The following is a 23,790-nucleotide window of genomic DNA, read 5'->3' on the forward strand; positions in this document are numbered from 1 at the left end:
CAATATGGCAAAGTTTAAGGTGTTAAGTGGCTTAGCAGCAGCATTGATTGTTTCTACAAGTGCTTTAGCACAAGTTGAAACTGTTGCCATTAAGCGTAACGACAAGCAAAAGAAGGTTGAAGTATTGGTTGGCGGAAAACCCTTCACTACTTTCATGTATCCAGATACCTTGGAAAAACCCTTTTTGTACCCGATAAGAACCGCATCGGGCGCTGAAATTACACGCGGTTTTCCGCTTAATCCAAAACCGGGAGATCCTACAGATCATCCGCATCATATTGGTTTATGGTTTAACTATGAAAACGTTAACGGGTTAGATTTCTGGAATAACTCTTACGCCATTCCTGCTGCCAGGAAAAGTCAGTATGGTTGGATCAAAACTCAGCAAATTACCGAGGCAAAAAGTGGCACAAAAGGTATTTTAGCCTATACCGCTGACTGGACCAACCAAGCTGGTGATGTTATACTAAAGGAGAATACACGCTTTGAATTCAGCGGTGATAAAAACCAGCGTGTAATTGATAGAATAACCACTTTGACAGCTGTACAGCAGGCTTTATTTAGCGATGTGAAAGATGGCATGTTGGGCTTACGCCTTGCGCACGAGTTGCAAATGCCAACCACTAAAGACGAGAAGTTTACCGACAACAAAGGCATTGTAACTGTAATAAAAGGCGGAACAGACAAAGTGCCAACCGGCAATTACCTTACAAGTGAAGGTAAAGTTGGCGATGCAGCGTGGAGCAGCCGTGGTGTTTGGTGCAAAGTATACGGTAAAATGGGTGCCGATTCGGTAAGCGTTGCTATCATTGATCATCCGCAAAATCCAAATTATCCAACATTTTGGCATGCCCGGGGATATGGCTTGTTCGCAGCTAATCCGCTAGGGGAGAAGGTTTTTACCAACGGAAAATCTGAAAAGAAATTAACGCTTAAACCTAATGAGTCGGCAACGTTCAAATACCGTGTAGTTATCAATAACGATAGTAAAACACTTAAGCCGGAACAAATTAATAAAATGGCTAACACCTTTGGCAAATAATAGACGAAATATGTTAAACGTAAGATATACTCTCCTCATGATCGGTTTCATACTTGTATCTTTTGGAACGGTCAATACTGCTGTAGGGCAATCAAAAAAGCTGTTATTTCCTGAAGCACCTGGCATTGTATCATTTACCTACCGAAACCTGTTTGCAAAGGATGTTCCGTCAACACTTGATATGATTAAGGGAAACGGTATAACCGATATTGAGTTCTCGAACTTGTTTGGGCAAAAGCCTGAGGATTTAAAACGGATGCTGGATGAGCGCGGCTTGAAATGTTCATCGTATGGTGTAAACTGGGAAACCATTACAACCAAAACCAATGAGGTTGCTCAAACAGCCAAAGTGCTTGGCGCAAAATTCATAAGGATAGCCAATATACCACATGCTAAAGGTAGCTTTACTTTAGATAACGCAAAAAACGCAGTTAGCGAATTTAATAGGGTTGGTAAAATATTGGCGGATAATTATGAGCTTACTTTTATATACCATAATCACGGTTTTGAATTTGAACCGTATGAAGACAAAACGCTTTACGATTACATTGTAAACAACACCAACCCCAAATATGTAAGCTTTGAACTTGATATATTATGGGCATTTTTTCCTGGTCAGGATCCTGCCAAGCTGCTTGAAACATACCCGTCGCGTTACGTTGCATTGCATTTAAAAGATTTAAAGAGAGGTGTAGCTGGTAACAACTCAGGTGGTACCGATCAAAATAATGACGTGGTACTGGGCACGGGGCAAATTAATATACCTGCCGTTATTAAAGCGGCGCGCAAGGCTGGGGTTAAGCATTATTATATTGAAGACGAAAGCAGTGCTTCAGTTGAGCAGGTGCCGCAAAGCATAAAATATCTGAATACTTTAAAAAAATAACAAACACTAAAAATTGCTATGAATTTTAAATGGCTTTATAAATTATCAATTTGCGCGGGTTTGTTGGTTGCCCTTGGCGGCACTACAAACGCGCAGACTAACACCCTGTCGTCGAAAGAGAAAAAACAAGGTTGGAAGTTACTATTTGACGGAAAATCAAGTAAAGGCTGGCGAAGTGCCAAGGCGGAAACCTTTCCAACTGGTACAAATGGCTGGATTATAAAAGATGGTACACTTACTATCCAAGCCTCCAATGGTGCCGAATCAAAAAATGCGGGAGATATTGTTACGACCGGAGAATACGGTGCATTTGAATTAAGCTTTGACTTTAAACTTACACGTGGTGCTAATAGTGGTGTAAAGTACTTTGTAACACTGCAAGAAAACTCAAACGCATCGGCAATTGGTTTGGAGTACCAGGTTTTAGATGATGAAGTTCATCCGGATGCCAAGTTAGGAAGAGACGGAAACCGCACATTGGCATCACTTTATGACTTGAAAACCTCTGATAAAAAAGGTGCAACCAAACCTATTGGTGAATGGAACACAGGTAAAGTAATAGTTTACCCTAACAATCATGTTGAGCATTGGTTAAACGGCGTTAAGGTACTTGAATATGAACGTGGTTCGGAAGATTTCAGGAAACTGGTTCAAATGAGCAAGCACAAAATTTGGAAAAACTTTGGTGAAGCACCTAAAGGGCACATCTTGTTACAGGATCATGGCAACGAGGTGAGCTATCGTAACATCAAAATTAAAGAGTTGAAATAAATTAATGTTCAAAACAAAGCCCTTTAAAAGGCTTTGGCTTTAAGAGTTGCCGGGCAAGCTGGCAACTCTTTTTGTTTAAAATTATTCAACTTTTAATGTACAGAACATTCTTAATCAACTAAACTAGTAAATCTAATTTTTGCTCTGTTTACAGGTGGATAGTGAGGTTGATACCTTATACCGGTGATGACTGAGTAGAGGGGTTTACAAGCACATTGCTTAAACCATAAGCACTAATCAGAAATCCAAATCAAGGCAGCTATATATCTATATTGCTTTTTTTTTATTTATCCATAAATGATTTTACCTGATCGCTCAATCCCTCGGTTGGCAAATTGGCTTTTAAAGAGTTAATGTATTCAAGCGGGGTTACCTTAAAATATTTTTGGAAATTACGTGTAAACAAGCTTTGTGAACTGTACCCAACAGACTTAGCTATCTCAAATAACGTAAATTCATTCTGAGCAATCAATTTGGCAGCCTTCTTAAGTCGTGTTAGGTCAATTAGTTCTTTGGGCGATAATGACGATATAGATTTCACCTTACGGTAAAAAGTAGGGCGGCTCATGTTCATATGGTCTGATAGTTTATCAATATCCATATTCGTATCCTTTAGGTTTTTCCTGATGTATTCGTCAAGCTTCTTCAAAAATGCCTCATCCGTTTTTGAATGTGCCATAACCCTTACGTCTTCAAACGGCGAACTTGCAAAGTGGTCCTTGATCTTCAATCTGTTTTTTAACAGATTAGCAATCTGGTGCTGTAACAATTCTGGTGAAAATGGTTTTTGAATATAAGCGTCGGCACCAACTTCAAGGCCTTCAATATGAGCACTGTAAGTGTTTTTAGATGTTAATAGGATAATAGGGATATGACAGTAATCAACATTAGATTTTACAAGCCTGCAAAGTTCAAATCCATCAATGCCCGGCATCATAATGTCAGATATAATGAGGCTAATCATCTCTGTTGCCAGTATACTTTGTGCAACTTCACCGTTAGGGGCCAGATGTAGGGTGTACGTATCGCTCAAAACTTCAGACAAAAATTCCAGAATATCCACGTTATCGTCAATTATTAAAATAGTGTCGCTCATATCATTTAATCTTTTTCCAGCTACTTAAATTGAATTCAAACTTTTGGTGCACAGGTAGTGTCAACTCAAAAACAGTAATATTGCTTTTGCCTTTTATCAGTTTTAAAGAGCCGTTATGCAATTCGGCAAGTGATCGTGCCAAAGACAGACCTATACCTGTACCAGGCTTTTCATGTCCGCGCACTCTAAAAAACGGCTCAAATACCTTTTCGGTCAAGTCTGCCGGTATACCCTTGCCATCATTACTAAACCAAATAGTAAAATGTTCATCATTCGCATCAATAGTATTTAAAGTTACCGTAGCTTTTGCTGCAGCATATTTTATAGCGTTTGAAATTAAGTTAGTTAAAATCTTTACCAATGCCTCTCTGTCTACAAATGCAATGGCGGGTTGTTTAGGTATATTAATTTCTAAGGAAATGTTGCCTTTCAGGGCTTCAGGCTTAAAAATAATCAGCTGCTCTTTAAGGAGCTTGCTTATATCGGTATTCACAAAGTTGAGTCCAAACTGGTTCATTTCTGTTTTACGGAAATCAAGCAATTGTGCAGTAAGTTCTGTTAGCCGCTTTGCATTCTTTTCTATCAACAGCAGGCTTTTTTTAATAGCAGGCTGTTCCTCAGCCTTTTTTACCAGCCATTCAACAGGGCCAACAATAAGGGTTAGGGGCGTTTGAATTTCGTGGGCTATATTGGTAAAAAATTCAATTTTAGCTTGGTAAATTTCTTTTTCCTTTTCATGTTCAAACAGCTGAATTTTGCGGTGGTTTTTGCGTTCGAGGTATTGGTGATAGTACCTGATGGCAAGATAGAAACTTATAAAAGTAGCTAATATGTATAATGCATAAGCCGTATTACTCTTCCAAAAAGGTGGTAATACTTTTATAAATATGCGGCGTTCTTTACCAACCCAGCTGCCTACGTTGCTTTCGGCCTGAACATGGAAGGTATAATCACCTGCCGATAAATCGGTAAAGTAAGCCTTACGGTTACTGTTAAGATAAGTCCACTGCCTATCGAGGCCAGCCATAAAGTATTTGTAGCGTGTAACCTGCGGTGAATTATAATTTAACGCTGCGAACTCGATACTAAAGTTGCTTTGGTTATGATTTAACGTGATAGTATCGGTGTAAAGAATTGACCGCGTAAGGGTTTTGCTTTTATCGTTAGGTACAATTTCCTTATTATTTATTTGAAAACCGGTAATATAAGTAGGTGGACTGGCATCCTTGTGTGCAAATTCAGCCGGGTTAAAAGCAATCATTCCCTTAACCGAACCGAAATACATTTTTCCAGATGGATCTTTATAAGCTGAATTATAGTTAAACTGGTCAGTAATCAATCCGTTAGATTGCGTGTACGTTTTGAAATTTTCCGTTTTAAGGTTCAGGCAAGTGAGTCCTCTAAGTGTGCTTACCCAAAGGTTTTTATTGCCGTCTTCAAGCATGCAAAATATTACGTTTGTAGGCATTCCCTGCGTGGTGGTAAACCTTTTAAAGGTTTTTAAATCAGGACTTGCTTTGATTAATCCGGCACCTTCTGTGGCAAACCACATGTTGCCGTTGCTGTCTTGCATTATATAATGCACAGCCACCTCGTTTATATACTTGTTGTTTACTTTGGTGCCAAAGCGTATGTTATCAGTTTTGCCTGTTTTAGGGTTGTAATAAAAGGCACCTTGTGAAACGCTGCCCGTCCATATATTGCCTTTGTTATCTTCAGCTATATGAAACACATACGAGTCATATGGTATCTGCTTTATGCGTGAAAATGTTTTTTGCTTGCGGTTATAGGTAAACAGCCCCGAGCCGTTGTAAGCCGTTCCAATTAAAATAGTACTATCCCTGGTTAGGTGCATACAAAGTATAAAGTCACTTGCATTGTCATCTTTATCACCAACGTATTTAAAGCGGCTGGTTATTTTCCCGGTTTTGGTGTCCATTATTTCCATTCCATGAAAAAATGGACCTATCAGCAACTCGTTTCCAATTGAGAGTAAGCCGTGAATGTTGGGGTAAGACAGGTCTGCTGTATTACCAGTTGACGTAAAGTTTGAAAATTTGCCGGTTTTTAAATCTAGTTTATTTAGTCCTGCATCTTCGGTCGCAATCCATAAACTTCCATTATTATCGGGCCTTATTTCACGTATAGCATCACCTGAAATGGAATTTGTTTTTACCTGCGGATAGTATTTTTGAAATCGTGCATTTTCTTTGGAATAATAGTTTAGCCCACCAAAGTAGGTACCTGCCCACATACCACCCTGATTATCTTTACAAACGGCGTAAACGGCGTTATCAGCAATAGCATATGGGTCTTCGGAGCTTTTACGAACGTTAAAGCTTTTATTAGTGAGCATATTGTAAATGAAAATTCCTGATTCCGTTGCTATCCAATAATCACTATCTGAGGCTGATGTAATGTCGCGCACGTAAATTTCAGCATCATTCTTTTCCCTTAAAGCAATTGAGTGTGTAAACCTCGTAGCAGGGTCAAATATTTTAAGTCCTTGTTTAAAGCATCCTATGAGGATTCGTCCGTCTTCAAGCGGATAAATTTTATTTATTGAACGCAATTTAGCTTGTATGCTCTGGTCAACAGCGCGTATATGATCAACCTTTTTGCTAGTGGGTGAGTAGGTAATGATTTCACCGTCGTTAGTGCCAAGTAATATATTATTGTGCTTATCAACCGCTGTGCAAGTTCCCGTTATAGATACGTCTTCAACCTTGTTTTTTTGCTGATTGTATTTAAAAAGAGAATAGTCGGCCAGGAACCAAAGGTTGCCATTAAGATCAATCAATAAACTTCTGATGTATGATTGAGGCGCGGCATCAAGCGATGTCAGCACTTCCTTATAAGGGTCATATTTAAAAATGCCTTTGCCGGTGCCAATCCACAGCATTCCTTTGCGGTCTTCCTTAATAGCAGTAATTACGTTATTGCCGAGGTTGCCAAGCTTGTTTTTTTTATTTTTTATAAGCTTAAAGGTGTAACCGTCAAATCGGTTTAAGCCGCCGCGTGTTCCAATCCACATTAGGCCCTTACTATCTTGTAAAATTGATGTCACCGCGTTGTGCGATAAGCCATCATCCACCTGGTAATGTTTGAAATAATAAGATTGCCCGAAGCAGGCGAAAGCCGCTCCAATTAATAAAACCACAACACAAGCCGCACGAAGGAACAGGCGCATAATCAGTAGCCCAAATATATTAAAAACGTTGATGTAACAATAGCTTTACACCATTGCTGATTGCCTGCTTTTTCAACAGCCGGCCAATAGTTGCCCTATAATAGGTTAAAGCAACTTTTTAGCAAACTACACCCGGCATATTGAGACAAATCGACAAAAAAATGAATAGCTCGCCGCACCACTAAAAGTAGATTTTAGTTTCGATTAAATTTATATTTACAACCTGTAAACCATTACATAAACCAAGTTTAGCGGGCAACAACATTTGTTGTTTCATCATATATATAAATGAGCCGATTACTGATAGGTAAGTTTTTTTGTAATCATCAAGTTGCAATAATAATATTATTTGCTGCCGGGCTTTGTTTTGGGTTTACTTACAAACCTGAGCTTAACGAGTATGAAATACACGGCTACGCGCAGGGGACTACCTACAACATAATTTACTATGCTGCAGACACTAAGGTAAACAAACAGCAAACCGACAGCTTGCTTGAGGAGCTTGATAAATCTGTATCGTTATACCGGCCTGCATCTCTCATTAACAAGTTCAATACATCACCTAAAGGTGTTTATATTGATACTTTATTTAAAGTGTTAATTAGTAGAGCTATAAAAATCAACAGGCAAACTGACGGAATGGTTGACATAACCGTTAAGCCACTTGTTGATGCGTGGGGATTTGGTGCTGTTAAGAATACCGTAAAGCCAGACTCAGCCGTTATTGCTAAACTCAAAAAGTATGTAGGAATGAGCAACCTCAAACTTGTTGGCAATTATCTGTCAAAAAAACGTCCGGAGGTACAAATAGATCTTAACGGCATTGCCCAGGGATATTCTGCTGATTTATTAGCGGAATTACTGGAGCAAAAGGGCATCTACAACTACATGATTGAAATAGGAGGAGAGCTGCGTGTTAAAGGCACCAAAGCCGACGGCGATTTATTTCAAATCGGAATTGAGTCTGTTAATGTAAATGATTTTGACCCTCAACCAATGCCGAAGATTGTCTCTTTAAAACAAGGTGCAATTACCACATCAGGTACCTACCGTAAGCATGTTGAAGCAAACGGAAAGGAAATTTCTCATTTGATAAATCCTAAAACGGGCTATCCGGTAAGTAATAAAATGATAAGCGTAACAGTTTGCGCAGGCGATGCTATTACAGCCGATGGCTTTGACAATGGATTCATGCTCATGGGACTTACACAAACATTGAAATATTTAAAAGATAGAACAGATATTGGCGCTTACATCATTTATAAGCAAGCAAACGGCTCAATTGCCGATACTACAACAAAAGGTTTTAACATAATGACGATTACAGAATAGATGATAAGGAGAACGTTTTTAAAAAATTCGGGGCTTGTTGCCGGTGGCTTATTACTTAGCAACGGGCAATTGTTAGCCAAGCCGGCAAACGGCGTTATAAAAATTGGCATCATTGGTTGTGGAGACAGGGGAAAGGGAATCATGCGCGTAATTGATCAGTTTCCTGATAAGTTTAAAACCGTTGCCATTTGTGATGTGCTTGATATGCGGCTTAAAGAGGCTCAAAAGTTTGCCAAGCAAACCGTTTACAAGCAATACACAAATCATAAGCAGCTGCTGGAAAACAAGGATGTTGACGCCGTTGTAATTGCAGTGCCGCTTAACATGCACTACCCGGTTGCCGTTGATTCGCTTAAGGCAAACAAGCATCTGTATCTTGAAAAAACCATGACGTATAACGTGCGTCAGGCGTTGGATTTACTCAAGCTGGTAAAAAATCATCCAAAGCAGGTGGTGCAGGTTGGTCACCAGTATCGTTATTCACCTCTTTACTACAAGGTGAAGGAAATGATTGAAAAGGGCTACTTAGGACAAATCAGTCAGGTTGATTGCCGTTGGGACCGCAATGCTAATTGGCGCCGGCCGGTGCCCGATCCTTCTTTAGAAAGGCAAATTAACTGGCGGATGTACAAAGAGTATTCTGGTGGTTTAGTGGCCGAATTGCTTTCGCATCAAATTGACTTTATAAACTGGGCATTTGATACCCATCCTTCTGAATTTATGGCAACCGGGGGCATTGATGTTTTCAAAGACGGACGCGAAACATTTGACAACGTGCAGGTAACGCTACGCTATCCCGACAAAAACCTGATTGGAAATTTCGGAGCTACTTGTGGAAATAGCAGAGATGGTTACCTGTTTAAAATAAAAGGTACCAAAGGAACGGTATCATTGCTAACAGACCAGGGAATGTTTTACCCTGAACAAAGTTTACTCAAAGAAAAAGGTGTTGTTGATGGCGTAACCGGTGCCACCCGCATTACCTGGGCTAAAGAGGGTGGAACGCCGATTTTACCTGAGCCTACCCGCGATGGTACTTGGTATGCCCTGAATGATTTTTACGAAAAAATTGGTACCGGAGAGTTACCGGATTCAAATATATATACCGGAGCTAAAACTGCCATATGTGTTCATTTAGCAAACCAGGCATTGTACAACAATGAAATTGTACACTGGAAAGATGATTATAACGTAAAGGCATAAAACGGAGCATACGTTTTCTTATAAGCCGGAGCTAGGTTGTAAAACCGGCCCCGGCTTTTCTTTTGCGATCTGTTTTTACTTGATTCAACTTAAAACGTTTTGATACAAATCGACAAAAGGTTGAGAAAAACTTACTGTTACTTATCGTTTACTTTGGATTATTAACAGCAATAAACCTATAAGCATCTCTTTGCCCTAACAAGAGATAGAATTTCCAAAGCGTTACAAATTACTTTTCTCATTGCAGCTGTTCGAATAAAAGGCGTATGGCGCAGGGGATTGATATGTAAGTTTTTAACCAATTATATGTAAACCTAAATTCAGTAAAATGATGAGAAACAAAATGTTTACTTTAACGCTTGCTGGCGCTACCTTGCTATCTGTTGCTTGCCTAAAAGAAAGGCTGAGCACTGATGCTGAAGCTATGTCTGCCGAACAAACCGCTTACAAAATTAATGCGGCCCCGCCGTTTGGTACATTGGTTGACAGCGCGGTTTACCGCATACGGGGGCTTGCCTCCATAGCAGGTGGACCGGCTATGGAAGTTACAGGAAATTCAACTGCCGAAAACCAGCAAATTCAACAATGGTCGTGGTTTCCAAACAACGGACAAAAATGGCGCTTAATTAAAACAGATGCCACTTATTATAAACTGGTTAACCTCACCAGCGGAAAGTGTCTTAAGTCGCCGTCATCAACATCCGGCGATATTTTGCAACAGGGCACCGATAACGGAACCGATTCTCAGCGATGGGCAATTGCTTACACCGGTACGGGTAACAACTTTACCTTAACCAACAAGGCCACCGGAATGAAAATGGTTATTGATCCCGATAGCAGTACACCAGGTTCAAAAATAAGGCAAAAAAGTACGGTGAGTGGAACGCAGGACAGGTTTGAATTCCATAATCTTGAGTTTAATAATCCTGTAAATAACAACGGCCGCCCCGATCCGTTCGTTGCCCAAAAGGATGGCTTTTATTATTTCTTATCTACCAAAGGGAACCGCATATCAATTACAAAAACAGCTGATATGTCGCTACTGGCAATAGCGCCGGAGACTACAGTTTGGACTCCGCCATCAGGCACCGATCACTCAGGAAGTATATGGGCCCCTGAATTGTTTTTCCTGTCGGGCAAGTGGTACATTTATTTTGCCGCAGCCGACCCTAATGTTGCTGATAGCCACCATATGTTTGTGTTGGAAAATTCCAGTTCGGATCCAACTACAGGTACCTGGACTTTTAAAGGAAGAATATTTGATACCACAGACCAATGGGCTATTGACGGAACGGTTTTAACCATTGGCTCAACCAATTACTTTGTTTGGTCGGGCTGGGAAAACTCTTCAACCAAATACAAGCAGTATTTATACATTGCGCAAATGTCAAACCCATGGACTATCACTGGCAGCAGGGTGCTTATATCATCGCCAACTAATAATTGGGAACGTTATGAGCCAAGCGGCAACCTTGGCGCCGGTGTAAACGAGGGGCCAATTGCTTTGCAAAAAGATGCCAGCAGCCCTGTGTTTATTATTTATTCAGGCAGCCGCTACAGCAGCGATAACTACTGTCTGGCTCAAATTCAATTAAAATCTGGCGGCAATCCGTTGATTGGTTCTGATTGGATTAATAAAAAACAGGTTTTTGTACGCAATGATGCCAATGGGGTTTATGGCCCGGGCCATAATGGCTTTTTCACTAGCAGCTATACTGATCCTGATGGCGTTGCTAAAACCGAAAACTGGTTTATTTATCATGCACGTAATGTTGCTAATACATCTAATGGCGAAAGGCGCCCACGTATGCAAAAATTAACCTGGAACGCAGATGGTTCTGCAAACTTTGGAACCGCGGTAGCCAACAGTACCAAACTTGCCGTACCAATAGGTGAGTAAAAAGTACTAATAAAATACCAAACCAACAACCTCATTACATCAAAAATTCAATAAGCCGGTAGCAATATCGGCTTATTGTTCTTAAGTACTACCTTGCACAAGTAGTTTAGAGCTACGCTAATACATCCCTATTCATTACGCATGATTTATACCCGTTTCAAAATAGTAAAACTCGCGAGCCTAATTATATTAATCACTATAAATTGCCTTTTTGCAGGGCGATTATCAGCCCAACCATCTGATAGAATTTACAAAACCTGGGAGAAAGGCTTTACCCAAAGCCTGCAAAATACTCATGATATGGCCTTACCCGCTTGGGGGCCTTACTCAACCAATTATAATGGTATAAGCCACGTTCCCGCACGTAACAATGGGATAAGATTTGATGTAATTGTTCAGCCCTCATTTTATCTGCGAAATAATATTGCGCTTGCCAGCACACAACGCGAGTCGGGCTACCATCCGTGGCAAGCTTCGCCTACGCTTTCTTATTTTTCTTACAGGTATGAACTTGAATGGAAAGACAGGGTGTATTGCGATGTTTCATTCAGTGAAATTGATAAGCAAAGCCGTTTAATTAAAGCCGAATTTGTAAATAATACCCAAAGCAACCGCAGTTTGGCACTCAATCTTTTTAGCACTATTAGCTATCCGTATAACAAAAAGGTAAAAGCTATACTGCCTGAAGGTACTAGTTGGCAAGAGGCGGCGAGTTACATAAGCTTTACCGATTCTGTGAAACCGGCTAACTATAATTTGATATATAACGGGCAACTACGTGGCCAGGTTACCGACGAGAACGCTGTAAGCGGCACGGCTATACAAACAAGCAAAATTGCCGGGCAAATCATCAATTACAACTTAAGTAACTTAAGGCATTCAAAAAATGGAGTTATCATTATCAGGTATAAAAATAACGGTAGCAAAGATGCCAGACTACAGGCGGTAGTAAATGGCCGAAGGGCAAAAGTACTGGCTTTTAAACCAACTACTAATTATACTCAATTAGCTTTGAATGTTGATGATTTGAAAGGCAAATTTTTGTCTTTTTTGTTGAATACCATTGGCGACGGTTCAATTTTTTTAGATGGCTTTGCTTTAGTGGATAACGATGACGTACCGTCCGTAAAATTTCAAAATGAAGAGTTGAATTTAAAGCCTGAAATTACGAAAGTACTTCATAACGGTGCAATACTTAAGTATAATGACATTGAGGAGTACTATGGCATACTTTGGCAAGACACCACCGCCGATAGGCGAACCATACTTGATCAAAGTCCGGATGAAGCACTTGCTAAGTTTGACAACCTCGTAAAAGCCGGCCATGCAAGACTTAACGGAGGCCGTATAAACGGTAATGGTAAAGGCTATTTCGACAACGTGTTCATAACACCTATTGTAGTGAAGCCGGGGCAAACGCTGTCTAAAAACTTCATTGTAGTATCTGGTAGTACGAAAGATCAGGTGGTTGAAAAACTTAAGTCCTTCAATAGCCAATGGGCATCTTTTGAAACAGCTTATACAAAACGTAAAAACGAGGCCGCCTTGCCACAGGTAAATCAAGGTGGTAAGCCTTTCTCGTTTAGTCAGCAATTAATGGCTGCCACGGTGTTAACGAACCTTAACTATCCTGTTTTTGCCGGTAACAAATATTTTAAACATACTACTCCCGGTAAGCGCTGGAGTTCATTTTACACTTGGGATTCGGGATTTATTGGCTTAGGTTACACCAACATTAATTTAGGGAGGGCGTTGGAAAGCCTTAACGCTTACACCATGGGTGAGGAAGAGCAATCGGCATTTTTAGAACATGGTACGCCGTTGCCTGTGCAGGCTTACCTGTTTAATGAGCTTTGGGATAAAACTCAGAACCTGGAGTACCTCAAGTATTTTTATCCGCGTTTAAAACGCTACTACAGCTTTTTAGCAGGTGCCGAAAACTCACCAACACACCGCTTAAAAAGCGGCATGATACAAACGTGGGATATATTTTACAACTCGGGTGGTTGGGACGATTATAGTCCGCAGGTATACACGCATCACAAAAAGCTGGAAAAGTTCATTGCTCCGGTTATTAACACCGCACACCAAATACGCTTTGCCAAATTACTCAAAGCAGCTGCATGGCAGCTTGGCTATAAGCAGGATATAGCTATTTATGATGAAGATATCAAAGTGTACACTAATGCCTTGCAACAAAATTCATGGGATGAAACGTCGGGTTACTTTGGTTATGTAAACCACGATGCCAACGGAAAAGCAATCGGCATTTTAAAGCACGATACAGGAGTAAATTATAATATGGGCCTGGATGGATGTTCACCTCTTATTGCTGGTATCTGTACACCGCAGCAACAAGCCAAGCTGTTGGCCAACTTATTCACAAATGGTAAATTATGGACAGACCAGGGGATAACAGCAATTGATCAGTCTTCACCATATTACAATAAAGACGGTTATTGGAACGGCAGGGTATGGATGCCTCACCAATGGTTTTTATGGAAAACCATGTTTGATTTAAATGAGCCGGAGCGTGCACTGCAAATAGCTAACACCGCTTTAAATGTTTGGAAGAGAGAAACAGATGATACCTACAACTGCTGGGAAAACTTTGGTGTAGAAACGGGTAATGGCGGTGGGTGGCACCAGTTTGGCGCTTTGTCATCGCCGGTTATTAATTGGTATAATGCATTGTACAAACCCGGCACAATCACCCACGGCTTTAACTTGTGGTGCATTAAGCAACGTTTAGGTGCTAATAATGACGGCTACAATGGAGAGTTTCAATTATTTGATAACGCCTCAAATAACGGTGCCGCAATGCTCCTATGCCTTAATGAAAATTTTGAATACAAAGCCACCTGTAATAACCAGCCAATTAATTTGACCAAAGTTGCCAATGGCTTGTACATTTTAAAAATTACAACTCAGTCGAAAGGTAAGTTTAGCATTCAAGTAATAAAGAAGGTTTAGAATGTGAGCTGCAATTGGGATAAAAGTGGTGACTGAATTTTAAGAAAATTTTTGATAGCTAGCCCACGTTAGAAAACTGGCAATGTCGTTTTTCGAGGTTAGATGTGGAGTATATCGAAAGATAACCAACGATGTGGTAAAATATTACCTTTGCGGTATAAGGCAATGATGGGATAGGATATCGCTCAATTGTCTGGTCACGCATAATTTTATTACATGAATTCTTCTGATAAGCACAGTCCTGCTACTGCCAACGTACTTGTAATTGATGATGAAAAAAAGTTGGCAGGGCTTATTGCGCGCATTTTAGAGTTAGAAGGGTTCAAAGTTTACCAAGCTCACACAGGTAAAGATGGATTGAAGGTTTTAAAGGCCGAAGACATTCATGTAGTGATAAGCGATGTTAAACTCCCTGATGTAAACGGGGTAGACCTTGTTGCAAATATTAAGGAGTTAAAACCTTATGTAGAGGTGATAAGTCTTACGGCTTACGGCACCATTGGTGATGGAGTTAAGGCAATTAAAAACGGTGGTTTTGATTACCTTACCAAAGGCGATGATAACGACAAAATTATTCCACTCGTATTTAAAGCAGCCGATAAGGCGCAACTTCAAATGCGTGTATTGAATCTGCAAAAGCGGTTAAATGAACGCTTTGGTTTCTCAGGTATTTTAGGCAACTCAAAAGCAATACAGGATGTAGTTAATATGGCCAAAAAGGTGGCCGTGACCGATACAACCGTTTTGCTGCTTGGCGAAACAGGTACCGGTAAAGAGGTATTCGCTGGAGCCATTCATGAAGAAAGCACGCGGCGTAACAAGCCTTTTGTAGCTGTTAACTGTAGCAGCTTTCCGCATGATTTGCTAGAGAGTGAGCTATTTGGGTATAAAGCCGGCGCTTTTACAGGTGCTGTTAAAGATAAGCGCGGACTATTTGAAGAAGCGAACGGCGGTACCATTTTTTTAGACGAACTCGGTGAAATGAGTCTTGACTTACAGGCAAAACTGTTGCGCGTGCTTGAAAGTCAAACCTTCATAAAAGTGGGAGATACACAAACCACTAAAGTCAATGTACGCATTGTAGCTGCCACTAACCGCAACCTTCAAAATGAGGCTGATGAAGGTCGTTTCCGTATGGATTTGTTTTACAGGTTATCGGTATTTACCTTACATCTGCCATCACTAAATGAACGTAAGGGCGATATAGAAATTTTGGCAACGCATTATTTAAACGAATTTTCGCAGAAAATGGGAAAACACGTGAAAGGCATGAGCAGTGAATTCATGAGCGCTCTGGTTGGCCATCGCTGGAAAGGAAATATTCGTGAACTTAAAAATACTATCGAACGGGTGCTTATTCTGGCAGATGACAATGAGCTTATTGATGTCAGCTTATTACCTGTAGAATTCAGACATGGTAATGTTTCAGATACTTCTTTTGATTTGGAAACTATAGAAAGATTACATATACTGAAAGTGCTTAATTACACCCAGGGAAACAAAACAGAAGCTGCCAGGCTATTGAATATAGGGCTTACAACGCTTTACCGTAAGCTTGAGCATTTTAAACTGGGCTAAGTTTCGGTTGTTTTTTTAAGCTAATTAAGCGTTTTAGTTCCTATCTTGCAGCACAACTATACTCGCATCTACAATGTTAAAAAAGCTGCTTACTATTCCTCCATCTTTCAAAAATTTTGGCGACAGTTATTTTGCTGATAAGAATTATTTTTTTTGTACCGATCCTGCTTCCGGCAAGGTTGGCTCAGGGGGAGGAACAGTAAACTTATTAAATGAGGCCTTTAAACAGGAGGCTGGCACAACAGATTTAAATACCTGGCTTGAAAAAGATAGCCGTCTTATTATACATGCCGGCGGACAAAGCCGCAGGGCACCTGCTTATGCAGCGGTAGGTAAGGTTTTTACGCCCATGCCCATTTTTAAATGGAAACGTGGCCAGCAAATAGATCAATCGCTTATTGACCTTCAAATACCGCTTTTTGAAGATATTTTGAATAACGCTCCAGCAGGACTTAATCACCTGGTTGCAAGCGGAGATGTGCTTATACGTACTGAAGGTGCATTACCCGAAATACCTGATGCAGATGTTGTATGTTTTGGGTTGTGGGAACAGGCCGAAAAGGCGTCCAACTTTGGTGTGTTCTTTTCAGAAAAAACATCACCTCATGAACTTGCTTTTACTTTGCAAAAGCCATCGCCCGAAAGATTGCAGGAGTTGCAGCCCGATCATCTTTTTTACATCGATATAGGTATATGGCTATTTAAACCTAAAGCCCTTAAACTCATTTTTGAGCGTTGTGGGTGGGACGAGGCATCACAAAGTTTTGCCAATGATGCCCCATCGTTTTACGATATGTACACCACTTTTGGGCAGGCGCTTGGTAAAAACCCAACGTTGGTTGATGAAGCTATTAATGAATTGACCGTAGCTGTTGTGCCCTTGCCAAAAGGTGAATTTTATCACTTTGGAAATAGTGCCGAACTGATTGAATCTACAAGTAAACTTCAAGGCCTGGTAAAAAATCAGGAGGAAATATGGCAGAACAAAATTAAGCCTACGCCTGATTTATTTACATTAAATGCAATTACCAAAATTGAATTGCAGAGCAAAAACAGCCACATATGGATTGAAAATAGCTGGGTTGGGTCTAGATGGGTTGTGGATAACAAGCACATTATAACCGGCGTTCCGCAAAATGACTGGCGAATAAATTTACCGGCTCAAACATGTATTGATTTTATACCTGTTGGTGATAGCGATGATTGGTGTGTACGCATTTATGACTTCTTCAACCCGCAGTTGCCTAAGCGCGGTGTTAATGCAAATCATCAATTTAGCACTGATGACTGGTTTAATGAGCCGGTATATGAAATATTTAAATCTGACGAGTTGACGGAAGCGGTTGTTCAAAATTTAATTGATAATCCGTTTAGCTATATTGGTAGCGAGAGAAGGCTTATTAGCGCTGCTAATCTTGCTAACGAAGTAAACTTATTCAGGCAATATGCACAGCGTAATGAATATTTAAAATCAAATATGGCGGCTATTGCCGGTAATTGGAAACGTTCGGTTTTTTACCAGCTCGATTTAAAGCACGCTGCCACCATATACAATAAGGCCGAATTAAGCCTGCCACCCGAACTAGGACAGGATGCACCGTTGCTGACACGCTTGCACGATCAAATGTTCAGAAGTGAAGTTTTGGCTAAGTCGGGCGTTGACGAAAAGCTAACTCAGGCAAAAGCACATGAGGGAAGGGCCTTCAGTTTACTGGCCGAAACAATAGTTGAAACAGCAAAGACCAATTTGGCTGAACCACGGTTGAACGTAATGTCTGACCAAATTGTATGGGGCCGCAGCCCGGTAAGGCTTGATTTGGCAGGAGGATGGACCGATACGCCTCCCAATTGTTTGATAAACGGTGGTAAAGTACTTAACCTTGCAGTTGAACTAAACGGACAGCCACCTTTGCAAGTATTTATTAAACCTTCGGAAAATTTCGGCATTACCTTAAGGTCGATTGACTTGGGTGTAAAGGAAGACGTTACTTCTTTTGATGAATTAAAAAATTATACGGCAATTGGTTCTGCCTTTAGTATACCCAAAGCGGCTTTATGTTTGGCCGGCTTTTACCCTGATTTTTCGGCCGTCAATTATACATCACTTCAAGAGCAATTGGAGGCATTTGGTTGCGGCATTGAATTAACCCTATTGGCCGCCATACCAAAAGGATCAGGCTTGGGTACAAGTTCTATACTGGCAAGTACAGTTTTCGGCACTTTGAGCGATTTTTGTAACCTGAAATGGGATAAATATACCATATGCTCGCGCACGCTGATGCTTGAGCAAATGCTTACCACAGGTGGCGGGTGGCAAGACCAGTATGGCGGTGTATTTGGCGGCATAAAACTATTGGAAAGCAAGCCCGGGATAATACAGCAACCAACGGTAAGGTGGGCGCCTGATCATATCTTTTCTGATCCGGCTAGTGCATCAACCGTATTATTGTACTATACCGGAATTACGCGCATGGCAAAAAATATACTTGCAGAAATTGTGAAAGGTATGTTTTTAAATGGCAACCAGTACCTGCGTATTTTGGAGGAGATGAATCATCATGCGCTAAAGACTTACGAAGCGTTTCAGTATGGGAACATGGATGATGTAGCCTTAGCAATTGGTAAAAGCTGGAAGCTTAACCAGCGCCTGGATAGCGGAACCAACACCCCTGAAACGCAAGCAATTATTGACCGTGTTGCCGATTACCTGGTAAGCTGCAAGCTACTAGGTGCAGGCGGCGGAGGTTACATGCTAATGTTTGCAAAGGATGCTGAAGCAGCTATGCGTATAAAAGCTACGTTAAATGCTAACCCAACTAACAAGCGGGCAAGATTTGTTGACTGGTCGGTTTCTGCCGATGGGTTTAAAGTTTCCAGGAGTTAATGAATTTAAGAACGCCTTCAGTATCACTGAAGGCGTTTTTTGTTTAAAGCTATCAAACTAGTCCTATCAACGCCGATTATTAGTTTGGCACATTTCTACTTAATTGGAGTTATTGTTGGTGCTTTAAATTATTAAACAAGAGGCCTTTTTACACGTTAAACTGAATAATTATCAATGTAGCTAATGAGATTTTTGATGTTTTTTGCCGTTTTGTTTATGTTTAAGCTGACGGCGGTTTCCCAAACTTTGCCGGTAAGAGCTGGTAAACATGCATTCACAATTCAATTTATAACGTTCGAAAAATATAATGAACCAGGTTCAGTCATCATTAAGCCTATTGGTAAAGATGAGTACAGTATTGAAGGAGAACAGCGGGATAGTAAGACTAAAGATTATGTCACAATTAAAGGCACATTTTTAGCGAAGGGGCGGGAACTAAAGTTTAACGGTAAAATTGTTTCTAAAATATCTTACGTTAATAACGGTGAGCCGTGTGAAAGGAATGGACTGGCTGTATTCAAGGCATCTGGTAAGCGTAAGTACTGGCGCATGCAGCAAATGCTAAACTGTGATGGTGAAACAACAGATTATATAGACATTTTCTTTTAAACTAGCTAGTCGGGAATTTCTAAATACTCATCTACAATATATGAAGCTCATAAATTACAAAAGTCTGTTACTATCACTGTGCGTTTTGATTGTGTTAAATTCATGCGTTCAGAACAAGCCTGAAGCAAAGGAGGCTGACAAAATATCTGATATTAAGCCAAAGGTTGCGGCTCAACAAAGCTACGCAACAGTCAACAACTGGCTTGATGATTTCAAGAATTTCAGGACATCGGTTTATCAAAAGGATGTTGCAAAAATGAAAACCTATTTCAATTTCCCGGTTGTGGCAGATACAACGCAAATTTGGGTTGCTGTTAATGACAATTTAGATGAAACGAAACGCCCGCAAAACTATCCTGCTACATTTACAGCTAAAGATTTGGATAAATATCACGACAAACTTTTTAACGAAGCCTTTGTCAAAAGCATTTTAAAAGTAAAAACCCAGCAACTATACCAAAATGGTGAGTATACTACGCCTTCAATTAAGTATGGCGATCAAAAAATTTGTATGATAGCTAACTATGACAAACCCACAGCTACATTGCAACTATCGGTTACGTACAGTGGTTCAGCAGCTGAAAATGGTGATGATGTTAGCGAAAGCGAGTCGGCAATCATTTACTTTTTTAAGGTGACAGATGAGAAGTATTTAAAATTTGATAAGATACTATTCGCCGGGTAATTTTCAAGTCACACAATATAAAACTAGGCTGATAGATTGATCAATATTCCGTATTCAACCCATATGCTTATGGCAAGTGCAAATGTTAAGCAATACCATAAAATATCAACCTTGCGTTTTAGCTTAATCCAGAATATTATAATGAAGAACAATGGGCAGGTTACAACATAAATCACAAAAATCATAAAAGGAATCATCAGCAAATCATACTGATAGTTGCTTAGCAAGTGTGTTATCAAGGCTTGAAACATCCAAACAATTACAGGTTAAAGAAAGCTTGCTAACCATTTCCAGGATGATGATACCTCAATACAGTCGTTAGATTTTTTACGATAGCTTTTCACAATTTGGCTAATGGTCACTATCATCAATAAAGCCAATATTGCTATTTGTATAATCTTGTTTCGTTTAACATCTGCACGTGTATTTATGCTGTTTGATGACGTAAGCGTTTTACCGTGAAACTTCCGAACTAAGGTTCGTTCGCCGTTTATAAAAGTTATTTTGGTTACTGTCTTGTTCTCAGGAGATGTAAACGTCCAGATTGAATCTTCTAAACCCGACTTGTAAGTTCCTTCAATAATGGTTTTTCCATTTGCTTCCCTTAAAAAACGTCCGTGTAAGCGGCTGCCTTTAAATTGCACATGGTCGTTACCTTGCGGTGTATTGATAGTCAATCTCGTTTGCTGGTTGTGGTGTACCAAACTTTTCGTGCCGGGTAACATGTCTATCACCTGCAATTCAAGATCTCTTATCACCATATTTTTATTGTAATCATCATCCGTAGCCGGGCGGTTGTGGGAGTATAAACTATTTACCTGCACCACAACCAAAGAGTCGAACTTGTAAAACCCAAAATCTTCTCCAAAAACGCCTGAATCGGGCAAAGCAGTTGCTTTAAATAGTACGTACTCCGGCTGATCAAACTTTTGTATATAGGTTGGTCGACTAGTGGCACAAAATGCAAATATGGTAAGGGCGGCCAGAGGATAAGGACTTACATTTTTAAAAACGCTGTAAGCATCAACCTTTTTTGGTGCATCACTAATACGAAGCCAAGCCAATAATAAAACTGGTAGTGCAATGAGGTCTGTATAATCAACCACTCGTTGAATGGTGAAAAAGTAAGTGCTAAAAAAATGGATAAAGCCAGATGAGTATTCGCTCTTCCAATAGATAAATAGTAATCCGGTTAAAAGGAAGACAACCAAGCGATGCCGCGTAAATACAGCCGACCAAAATATAGGAAAGATAAACAAGCCGCAAATGTCAGATAGCTTGCCTGTAAAAGTGTTGTGATATGTTTCTTTCAAATAAAAATCGTTTACCATCAATACCGTAAGGCAAATAATGAAAGGAATGGATAACAACGGTTTGAAACGATTTGCCATACGTTATTGTGTTTCTTATTTAATACCGGATATTGCGGTTTGGTAACCCACTATTCCAAACAAATCGATTTTATGTCAGAAATTTTAATATTCAACACCATTAAATTGAGCTAAGCCTGAATTGGGGTCAATGTGATTGTTATAATAATTAAATTGGCAAAAATTATAGCAACATATTATATTATGCGCTTAGTGTTATTAGCGGCAGTTTTTTTTAAGTGGTGTGTGCTTGACGTTTCGGCACAAGAAATTAGGGCTAATACCCCTAGAGAAAAAAAGATTTTAACGTTGATTGCCAACCTTCCGGAAGTGCAGCAGCGTGCAAAACAGATACGAGAAAAAAGTGGAGGCAAAACAGAAATTACTTTGATGATTAGTGCACAGCCCGAACTGTATATACCTTATTATCAAGTAAACGTAAATGATAATGCGCCTACTTATTTAAATTATTATCAGTTTGCTGTAGACCCAAAAACTTTCGAGATTTTTTATTACGATGCTAAAATAAACCGCCAGTATAATTTAGCGGAATGGCGCAAGCAGCGCAAAGGTCATTAAGTGCTTTAAAATGCATTAGCTTGTGCTACAAATTAGCCAACTGACGTTTAATACTGGCGGCCACTAAAAAATAAAAGCAGTCCATTTGGTTGGGCTGCTTTTATATCTGCTACTTATCAACACCGCGCCCGGTTTGATGCTGTAGTTCGTCTATGCGTTTTGAAGCTTCGGCCTTATTCAGGGTTTCGTCCATCTCTTCTCCAGCTTCGGCAGAAAGTGTTTCCAGGTAAGAGTGTTGGGCACCCGTCATAGGCTCGTCGCCGGTTGTCCAATTGTCAGGATCTTTAACCATGTTTGATCCTTTGATATCTGCAGTTGTTTCTTCGTTAAACAAACTTTCCTCTTGCTTTTTGTTTTCCATGTTTATGCTAATTATATTAGTAATAACGCTGCGTTTCTAACAAATGTTTTATGATGTTCAAAAAACCGTCGAACAACTTTAAGCTATAATCACCACATTAAGAAGTCAGACCGGAATTTATGAGAATACCTGTCTTTAAAAAAAAGGACCACATATATAGATGTAGTCCTTATTAATAGTTTAATATCTTTTAAAAAAGAGACTAAAACCTTGCTTAAATTATTTGTACTCAATGACGAACTCATCAGTAGGGTTCCGCACTTTTTTCATTGATGCAAGCCAATCTGTTTCATCACGATAGCCTAAGTATAATAAGGTCACACTTTTCAATCCTATTGCTTTGAGATCAAGCAGCTCGTCTACCAAGGCATTATTGAAACCCTCGGCGGGTGTGCTGTCTATCTTAAGCTCGGCAGCTTGAGCAATTGCCATTGCAAAGGCTATGTATGATTGCCTTGCTGTGTGCACAAAATTTTCCTCAGGCGTTTCATTAAGATAAATGTTCTTAATCTTGTCAGTGTAACTGCTAAACCGTCCGCGCGGCAAACCCCGCTCGTCGGTAATACGGTCGTAAATGGTATCTATCCTTTCAGCGGTGTAGCTGTCCCATGCCGCAAAAACTAATACGTGCGAGCAATCTACCATTACCTCCGGATTAAGCGAGCTTGGAGCAAGTTTTTCCTTGATCTCCTGGTTTGATACCACTAATACTCTGAATTGCTGCAAACCCGATGAAGTGGGTGCCAAACGCGCGGCTTCAACAATTTTATCTATATCTTCCTGACTTACCTTTTTTGAAGGATCATATTTTTTTGTGGCATATCGCCACTTTAAACTTTCTATCAATGACATTTGTTATAAATTTTTTAGCGGCAGTGATCATGCCGCCATTAGTTGTTAATTATTGGTGACTACCAAACGCACTTCAACATTCCCACGTGTTGCATTTGAATATGGGCATATTTCATGAGCTTTTGCTACCACCTCATTGGCCTTATCAAGCTCGACTGCTGTAATGTTAACCTCAAGATCCACAGCCAGGCCAAAGCCTCCTGCATCATTCTGACCAATGCTAACCTTTGCTGTAACCTGGGTATCTCCAACTTCAATCTTCTCCTGCCTTATAACTAAGTTTAAAGCGCTATCAAAACAAGCAGCATAACCTGCAGCAAATAACTGCTCGGGGTTGGTGTAATTATCATTGGCACCTCCAAGTGCTTTAGGCATCCTAACTTCAAGGTTTAAAACGCCATTACTGCTCTTAACCTGGCCATTGCGGCCACCTGTTGCGGTTGCATCCGCGGTATAAATAGTTTTCATTTCAATTAATC

The 23,790-nt window shown here is 40.1% G+C and carries 19 protein-coding genes; 12 read left to right on the top strand and 7 right to left on the bottom strand.

Annotation, left to right across the window (positions count from 1 at the left end; genetic code table 11):
* Positions 1–4 precede the first annotated feature (4 nt).
* From GO816_RS08960 to GO816_RS08970, 3 genes are read left to right on the top strand one after another with little or no spacing between them, the layout of a single operon-like run.
* Positions 5–1,042, top strand: coding sequence for a DUF6807 domain-containing protein (locus GO816_RS08960; protein ID WP_157541405.1), 1,038 nt, complete (start codon positions 5–7; stop codon positions 1,040–1,042).
* A 37-nt stretch (positions 1,043–1,079) separates the two neighbouring features.
* Positions 1,080–1,928 carry a sugar phosphate isomerase/epimerase family protein gene (locus tag GO816_RS08965; protein WP_198171463.1) on the top strand — a complete coding sequence of 283 codons (849 nt, stop codon included), beginning with the start codon at positions 1,080–1,082 and terminating at the stop codon, positions 1,926–1,928.
* An 18-nt stretch (positions 1,929–1,946) separates the two neighbouring features.
* Entirely contained in the window at positions 1,947–2,699 is a 753-nt protein-coding gene (locus GO816_RS08970) for a 3-keto-disaccharide hydrolase (RefSeq protein ID WP_157541409.1), read from the top strand.
* Positions 2,700–2,982: 283 nt separating this feature from the next.
* On the opposite strand, the gene GO816_RS08975 is transcribed toward GO816_RS08970, so the two are convergent.
* Positions 2,983–3,795, bottom strand: a complete 813-nt coding sequence (locus tag GO816_RS08975; protein WP_157541411.1) for a response regulator transcription factor — start codon at positions 3,793–3,795, stop codon at positions 2,983–2,985.
* A gap of 1 nt (position 3,796) precedes the next feature.
* Positions 3,797–6,985, bottom strand: coding sequence for a ligand-binding sensor domain-containing protein (locus tag GO816_RS08980; protein ID WP_157541413.1), 3,189 nt, complete (start codon positions 6,983–6,985; stop codon positions 3,797–3,799).
* 288 nt (positions 6,986–7,273) lie between these two features.
* On the opposite strand from GO816_RS08980, the gene GO816_RS08985 reads away from it, so the two are divergent.
* The 4 genes from GO816_RS08985 to GO816_RS09000 all read left to right on the top strand — a co-directional run bounded on the left by GO816_RS08985 (position 7,274) and on the right by GO816_RS09000 (position 14,393).
* The gene (locus GO816_RS08985; RefSeq protein ID WP_157541415.1) at positions 7,274–8,317 is read left to right on the top strand and encodes an FAD:protein FMN transferase; all 1,044 of its coding nucleotides are present in this window, start codon (positions 7,274–7,276) and stop codon (positions 8,315–8,317) included.
* Positions 8,318–9,520 (top strand): Gfo/Idh/MocA family protein, encoded by a 1,203-nt coding sequence (locus GO816_RS08990; protein ID WP_157541416.1) that lies wholly within the window; start codon positions 8,318–8,320, stop codon positions 9,518–9,520.
* A 328-nt stretch (positions 9,521–9,848) separates the two neighbouring features.
* On the top strand, positions 9,849–11,420 hold the full coding sequence (locus tag GO816_RS08995; protein ID WP_157541418.1) for a family 43 glycosylhydrolase: 1,572 nt from the start codon (positions 9,849–9,851) through the stop codon (positions 11,418–11,420).
* A gap of 300 nt (positions 11,421–11,720) precedes the next feature.
* Positions 11,721–14,393, top strand: a complete 2,673-nt coding sequence (locus GO816_RS09000) for an MGH1-like glycoside hydrolase domain-containing protein (RefSeq protein WP_157541420.1) — start codon at positions 11,721–11,723, stop codon at positions 14,391–14,393.
* A gap of 58 nt (positions 14,394–14,451) precedes the next feature.
* Here the strand turns inward: GO816_RS09000 and GO816_RS09005 are convergent, their stop codons facing one another.
* Positions 14,452–14,598 carry a hypothetical protein gene (locus GO816_RS09005; protein ID WP_157541422.1) on the bottom strand — a complete coding sequence of 49 codons (147 nt, stop codon included), beginning with the start codon at positions 14,596–14,598 and terminating at the stop codon, positions 14,452–14,454.
* 11 nt (positions 14,599–14,609) lie between these two features.
* On the opposite strand from GO816_RS09005, the gene GO816_RS09010 reads away from it, so the two are divergent.
* The 4 genes from GO816_RS09010 (at position 14,610) to GO816_RS09025 (ending at position 20,149) form a co-directional block, all read left to right on the top strand.
* The gene (locus tag GO816_RS09010) at positions 14,610–15,971 is read left to right on the top strand and encodes a sigma-54-dependent transcriptional regulator (protein WP_157541424.1); all 1,362 of its coding nucleotides are present in this window, start codon (positions 14,610–14,612) and stop codon (positions 15,969–15,971) included.
* Between the two features lie 73 nt (positions 15,972–16,044).
* Positions 16,045–18,855, top strand: a complete 2,811-nt coding sequence (locus tag GO816_RS09015) for a bifunctional fucokinase/fucose-1-phosphate guanylyltransferase (RefSeq protein ID WP_157541426.1) — start codon at positions 16,045–16,047, stop codon at positions 18,853–18,855.
* Between the two features lie 183 nt (positions 18,856–19,038).
* On the top strand, positions 19,039–19,464 hold the full coding sequence (locus GO816_RS09020) for a hypothetical protein (protein WP_157541428.1): 426 nt from the start codon (positions 19,039–19,041) through the stop codon (positions 19,462–19,464).
* 40 nt (positions 19,465–19,504) lie between these two features.
* Positions 19,505–20,149, top strand: coding sequence for a hypothetical protein (locus GO816_RS09025; protein WP_157541430.1), 645 nt, complete (start codon positions 19,505–19,507; stop codon positions 20,147–20,149).
* 266 nt (positions 20,150–20,415) lie between these two features.
* Here GO816_RS09025 and GO816_RS09030 read toward each other — a convergent pair whose 3' ends face one another.
* Positions 20,416–21,540: a toxin-antitoxin system YwqK family antitoxin gene (locus GO816_RS09030; RefSeq protein WP_157541432.1), complete on the bottom strand. Its 1,125-nt coding sequence runs from the start codon at positions 21,538–21,540 to the stop codon at positions 20,416–20,418.
* 153 nt (positions 21,541–21,693) lie between these two features.
* Here GO816_RS09030 and GO816_RS09035 point away from each other — a divergent pair, with 153 nt between their 5' ends.
* Positions 21,694–22,098 (top strand): hypothetical protein, encoded by a 405-nt coding sequence (locus GO816_RS09035; protein ID WP_157541434.1) that lies wholly within the window; start codon positions 21,694–21,696, stop codon positions 22,096–22,098.
* Positions 22,099–22,207: 109 nt separating this feature from the next.
* Here the strand turns inward: GO816_RS09035 and GO816_RS09040 are convergent, their stop codons facing one another.
* From GO816_RS09040 to GO816_RS09050, 3 genes are all read right to left on the bottom strand, one after another.
* Entirely contained in the window at positions 22,208–22,459 is a 252-nt protein-coding gene (locus tag GO816_RS09040; protein WP_157541436.1) for a DUF3072 domain-containing protein, read from the bottom strand.
* 219 nt (positions 22,460–22,678) lie between these two features.
* Positions 22,679–23,311 (bottom strand): nitroreductase family protein, encoded by a 633-nt coding sequence (locus GO816_RS09045; protein WP_157541438.1) that lies wholly within the window; start codon positions 23,309–23,311, stop codon positions 22,679–22,681.
* A 45-nt stretch (positions 23,312–23,356) separates the two neighbouring features.
* A complete protein-coding gene (locus GO816_RS09050; protein ID WP_157541439.1) occupies positions 23,357–23,779 on the bottom strand; it encodes an organic hydroperoxide resistance protein in 423 nt (140 codons plus the stop codon).
* Between the last annotated feature and the right edge of the window lie 11 nt (positions 23,780–23,790).

Source organism: Mucilaginibacter aquatilis (assembly GCF_009755275.1).
GTDB lineage: Bacteria > Bacteroidota > Bacteroidia > Sphingobacteriales > Sphingobacteriaceae > Mucilaginibacter > Mucilaginibacter aquatilis.

What these genes read in the sequence shown, in the direction of transcription:
- GO816_RS08960 (WP_157541405.1), top strand. Translation starts at nt 5, where the DNA reads ATGGCAAAGTTTAAGGTGTTAAGTGGCTTAGCAGCAGCATTGATTGTT.
- GO816_RS08965 (WP_198171463.1), top strand. Translation starts at nt 1,080, where the DNA reads ATGATCGGTTTCATACTTGTATCTTTTGGAACGGTCAATACTGCTGTA.
- GO816_RS08970 (WP_157541409.1), top strand. Translation starts at nt 1,947, where the DNA reads ATGAATTTTAAATGGCTTTATAAATTATCAATTTGCGCGGGTTTGTTG.
- GO816_RS08975 (WP_157541411.1), bottom strand. Translation starts at nt 3,795, where the DNA reads ATGAGCGACACTATTTTAATAATTGACGATAACGTGGATATTCTGGAA.
- GO816_RS08980 (WP_157541413.1), bottom strand. Translation starts at nt 6,985, where the DNA reads ATGCGCCTGTTCCTTCGTGCGGCTTGTGTTGTGGTTTTATTAATTGGA.
- GO816_RS08985 (WP_157541415.1), top strand. Translation starts at nt 7,274, where the DNA reads ATGAGCCGATTACTGATAGGTAAGTTTTTTTGTAATCATCAAGTTGCA.
- GO816_RS08990 (WP_157541416.1), top strand. Translation starts at nt 8,318, where the DNA reads ATGATAAGGAGAACGTTTTTAAAAAATTCGGGGCTTGTTGCCGGTGGC.
- GO816_RS08995 (WP_157541418.1), top strand. Translation starts at nt 9,849, where the DNA reads ATGATGAGAAACAAAATGTTTACTTTAACGCTTGCTGGCGCTACCTTG.
- GO816_RS09000 (WP_157541420.1), top strand. Translation starts at nt 11,721, where the DNA reads ATGGCCTTACCCGCTTGGGGGCCTTACTCAACCAATTATAATGGTATA.
- GO816_RS09005 (WP_157541422.1), bottom strand. Translation starts at nt 14,598, where the DNA reads ATGCGTGACCAGACAATTGAGCGATATCCTATCCCATCATTGCCTTAT.
- GO816_RS09010 (WP_157541424.1), top strand. Translation starts at nt 14,610, where the DNA reads ATGAATTCTTCTGATAAGCACAGTCCTGCTACTGCCAACGTACTTGTA.
- GO816_RS09015 (WP_157541426.1), top strand. Translation starts at nt 16,045, where the DNA reads ATGTTAAAAAAGCTGCTTACTATTCCTCCATCTTTCAAAAATTTTGGC.
- GO816_RS09020 (WP_157541428.1), top strand. Translation starts at nt 19,039, where the DNA reads ATGAGATTTTTGATGTTTTTTGCCGTTTTGTTTATGTTTAAGCTGACG.
- GO816_RS09025 (WP_157541430.1), top strand. Translation starts at nt 19,505, where the DNA reads ATGAAGCTCATAAATTACAAAAGTCTGTTACTATCACTGTGCGTTTTG.
- GO816_RS09030 (WP_157541432.1), bottom strand. Translation starts at nt 21,540, where the DNA reads ATGGCAAATCGTTTCAAACCGTTGTTATCCATTCCTTTCATTATTTGC.
- GO816_RS09040 (WP_157541436.1), bottom strand. Translation starts at nt 22,459, where the DNA reads ATGGAAAACAAAAAGCAAGAGGAAAGTTTGTTTAACGAAGAAACAACT.
- GO816_RS09045 (WP_157541438.1), bottom strand. Translation starts at nt 23,311, where the DNA reads ATGTCATTGATAGAAAGTTTAAAGTGGCGATATGCCACAAAAAAATAT.
- GO816_RS09050 (WP_157541439.1), bottom strand. Translation starts at nt 23,779, where the DNA reads ATGAAAACTATTTATACCGCGGATGCAACCGCAACAGGTGGCCGCAAT.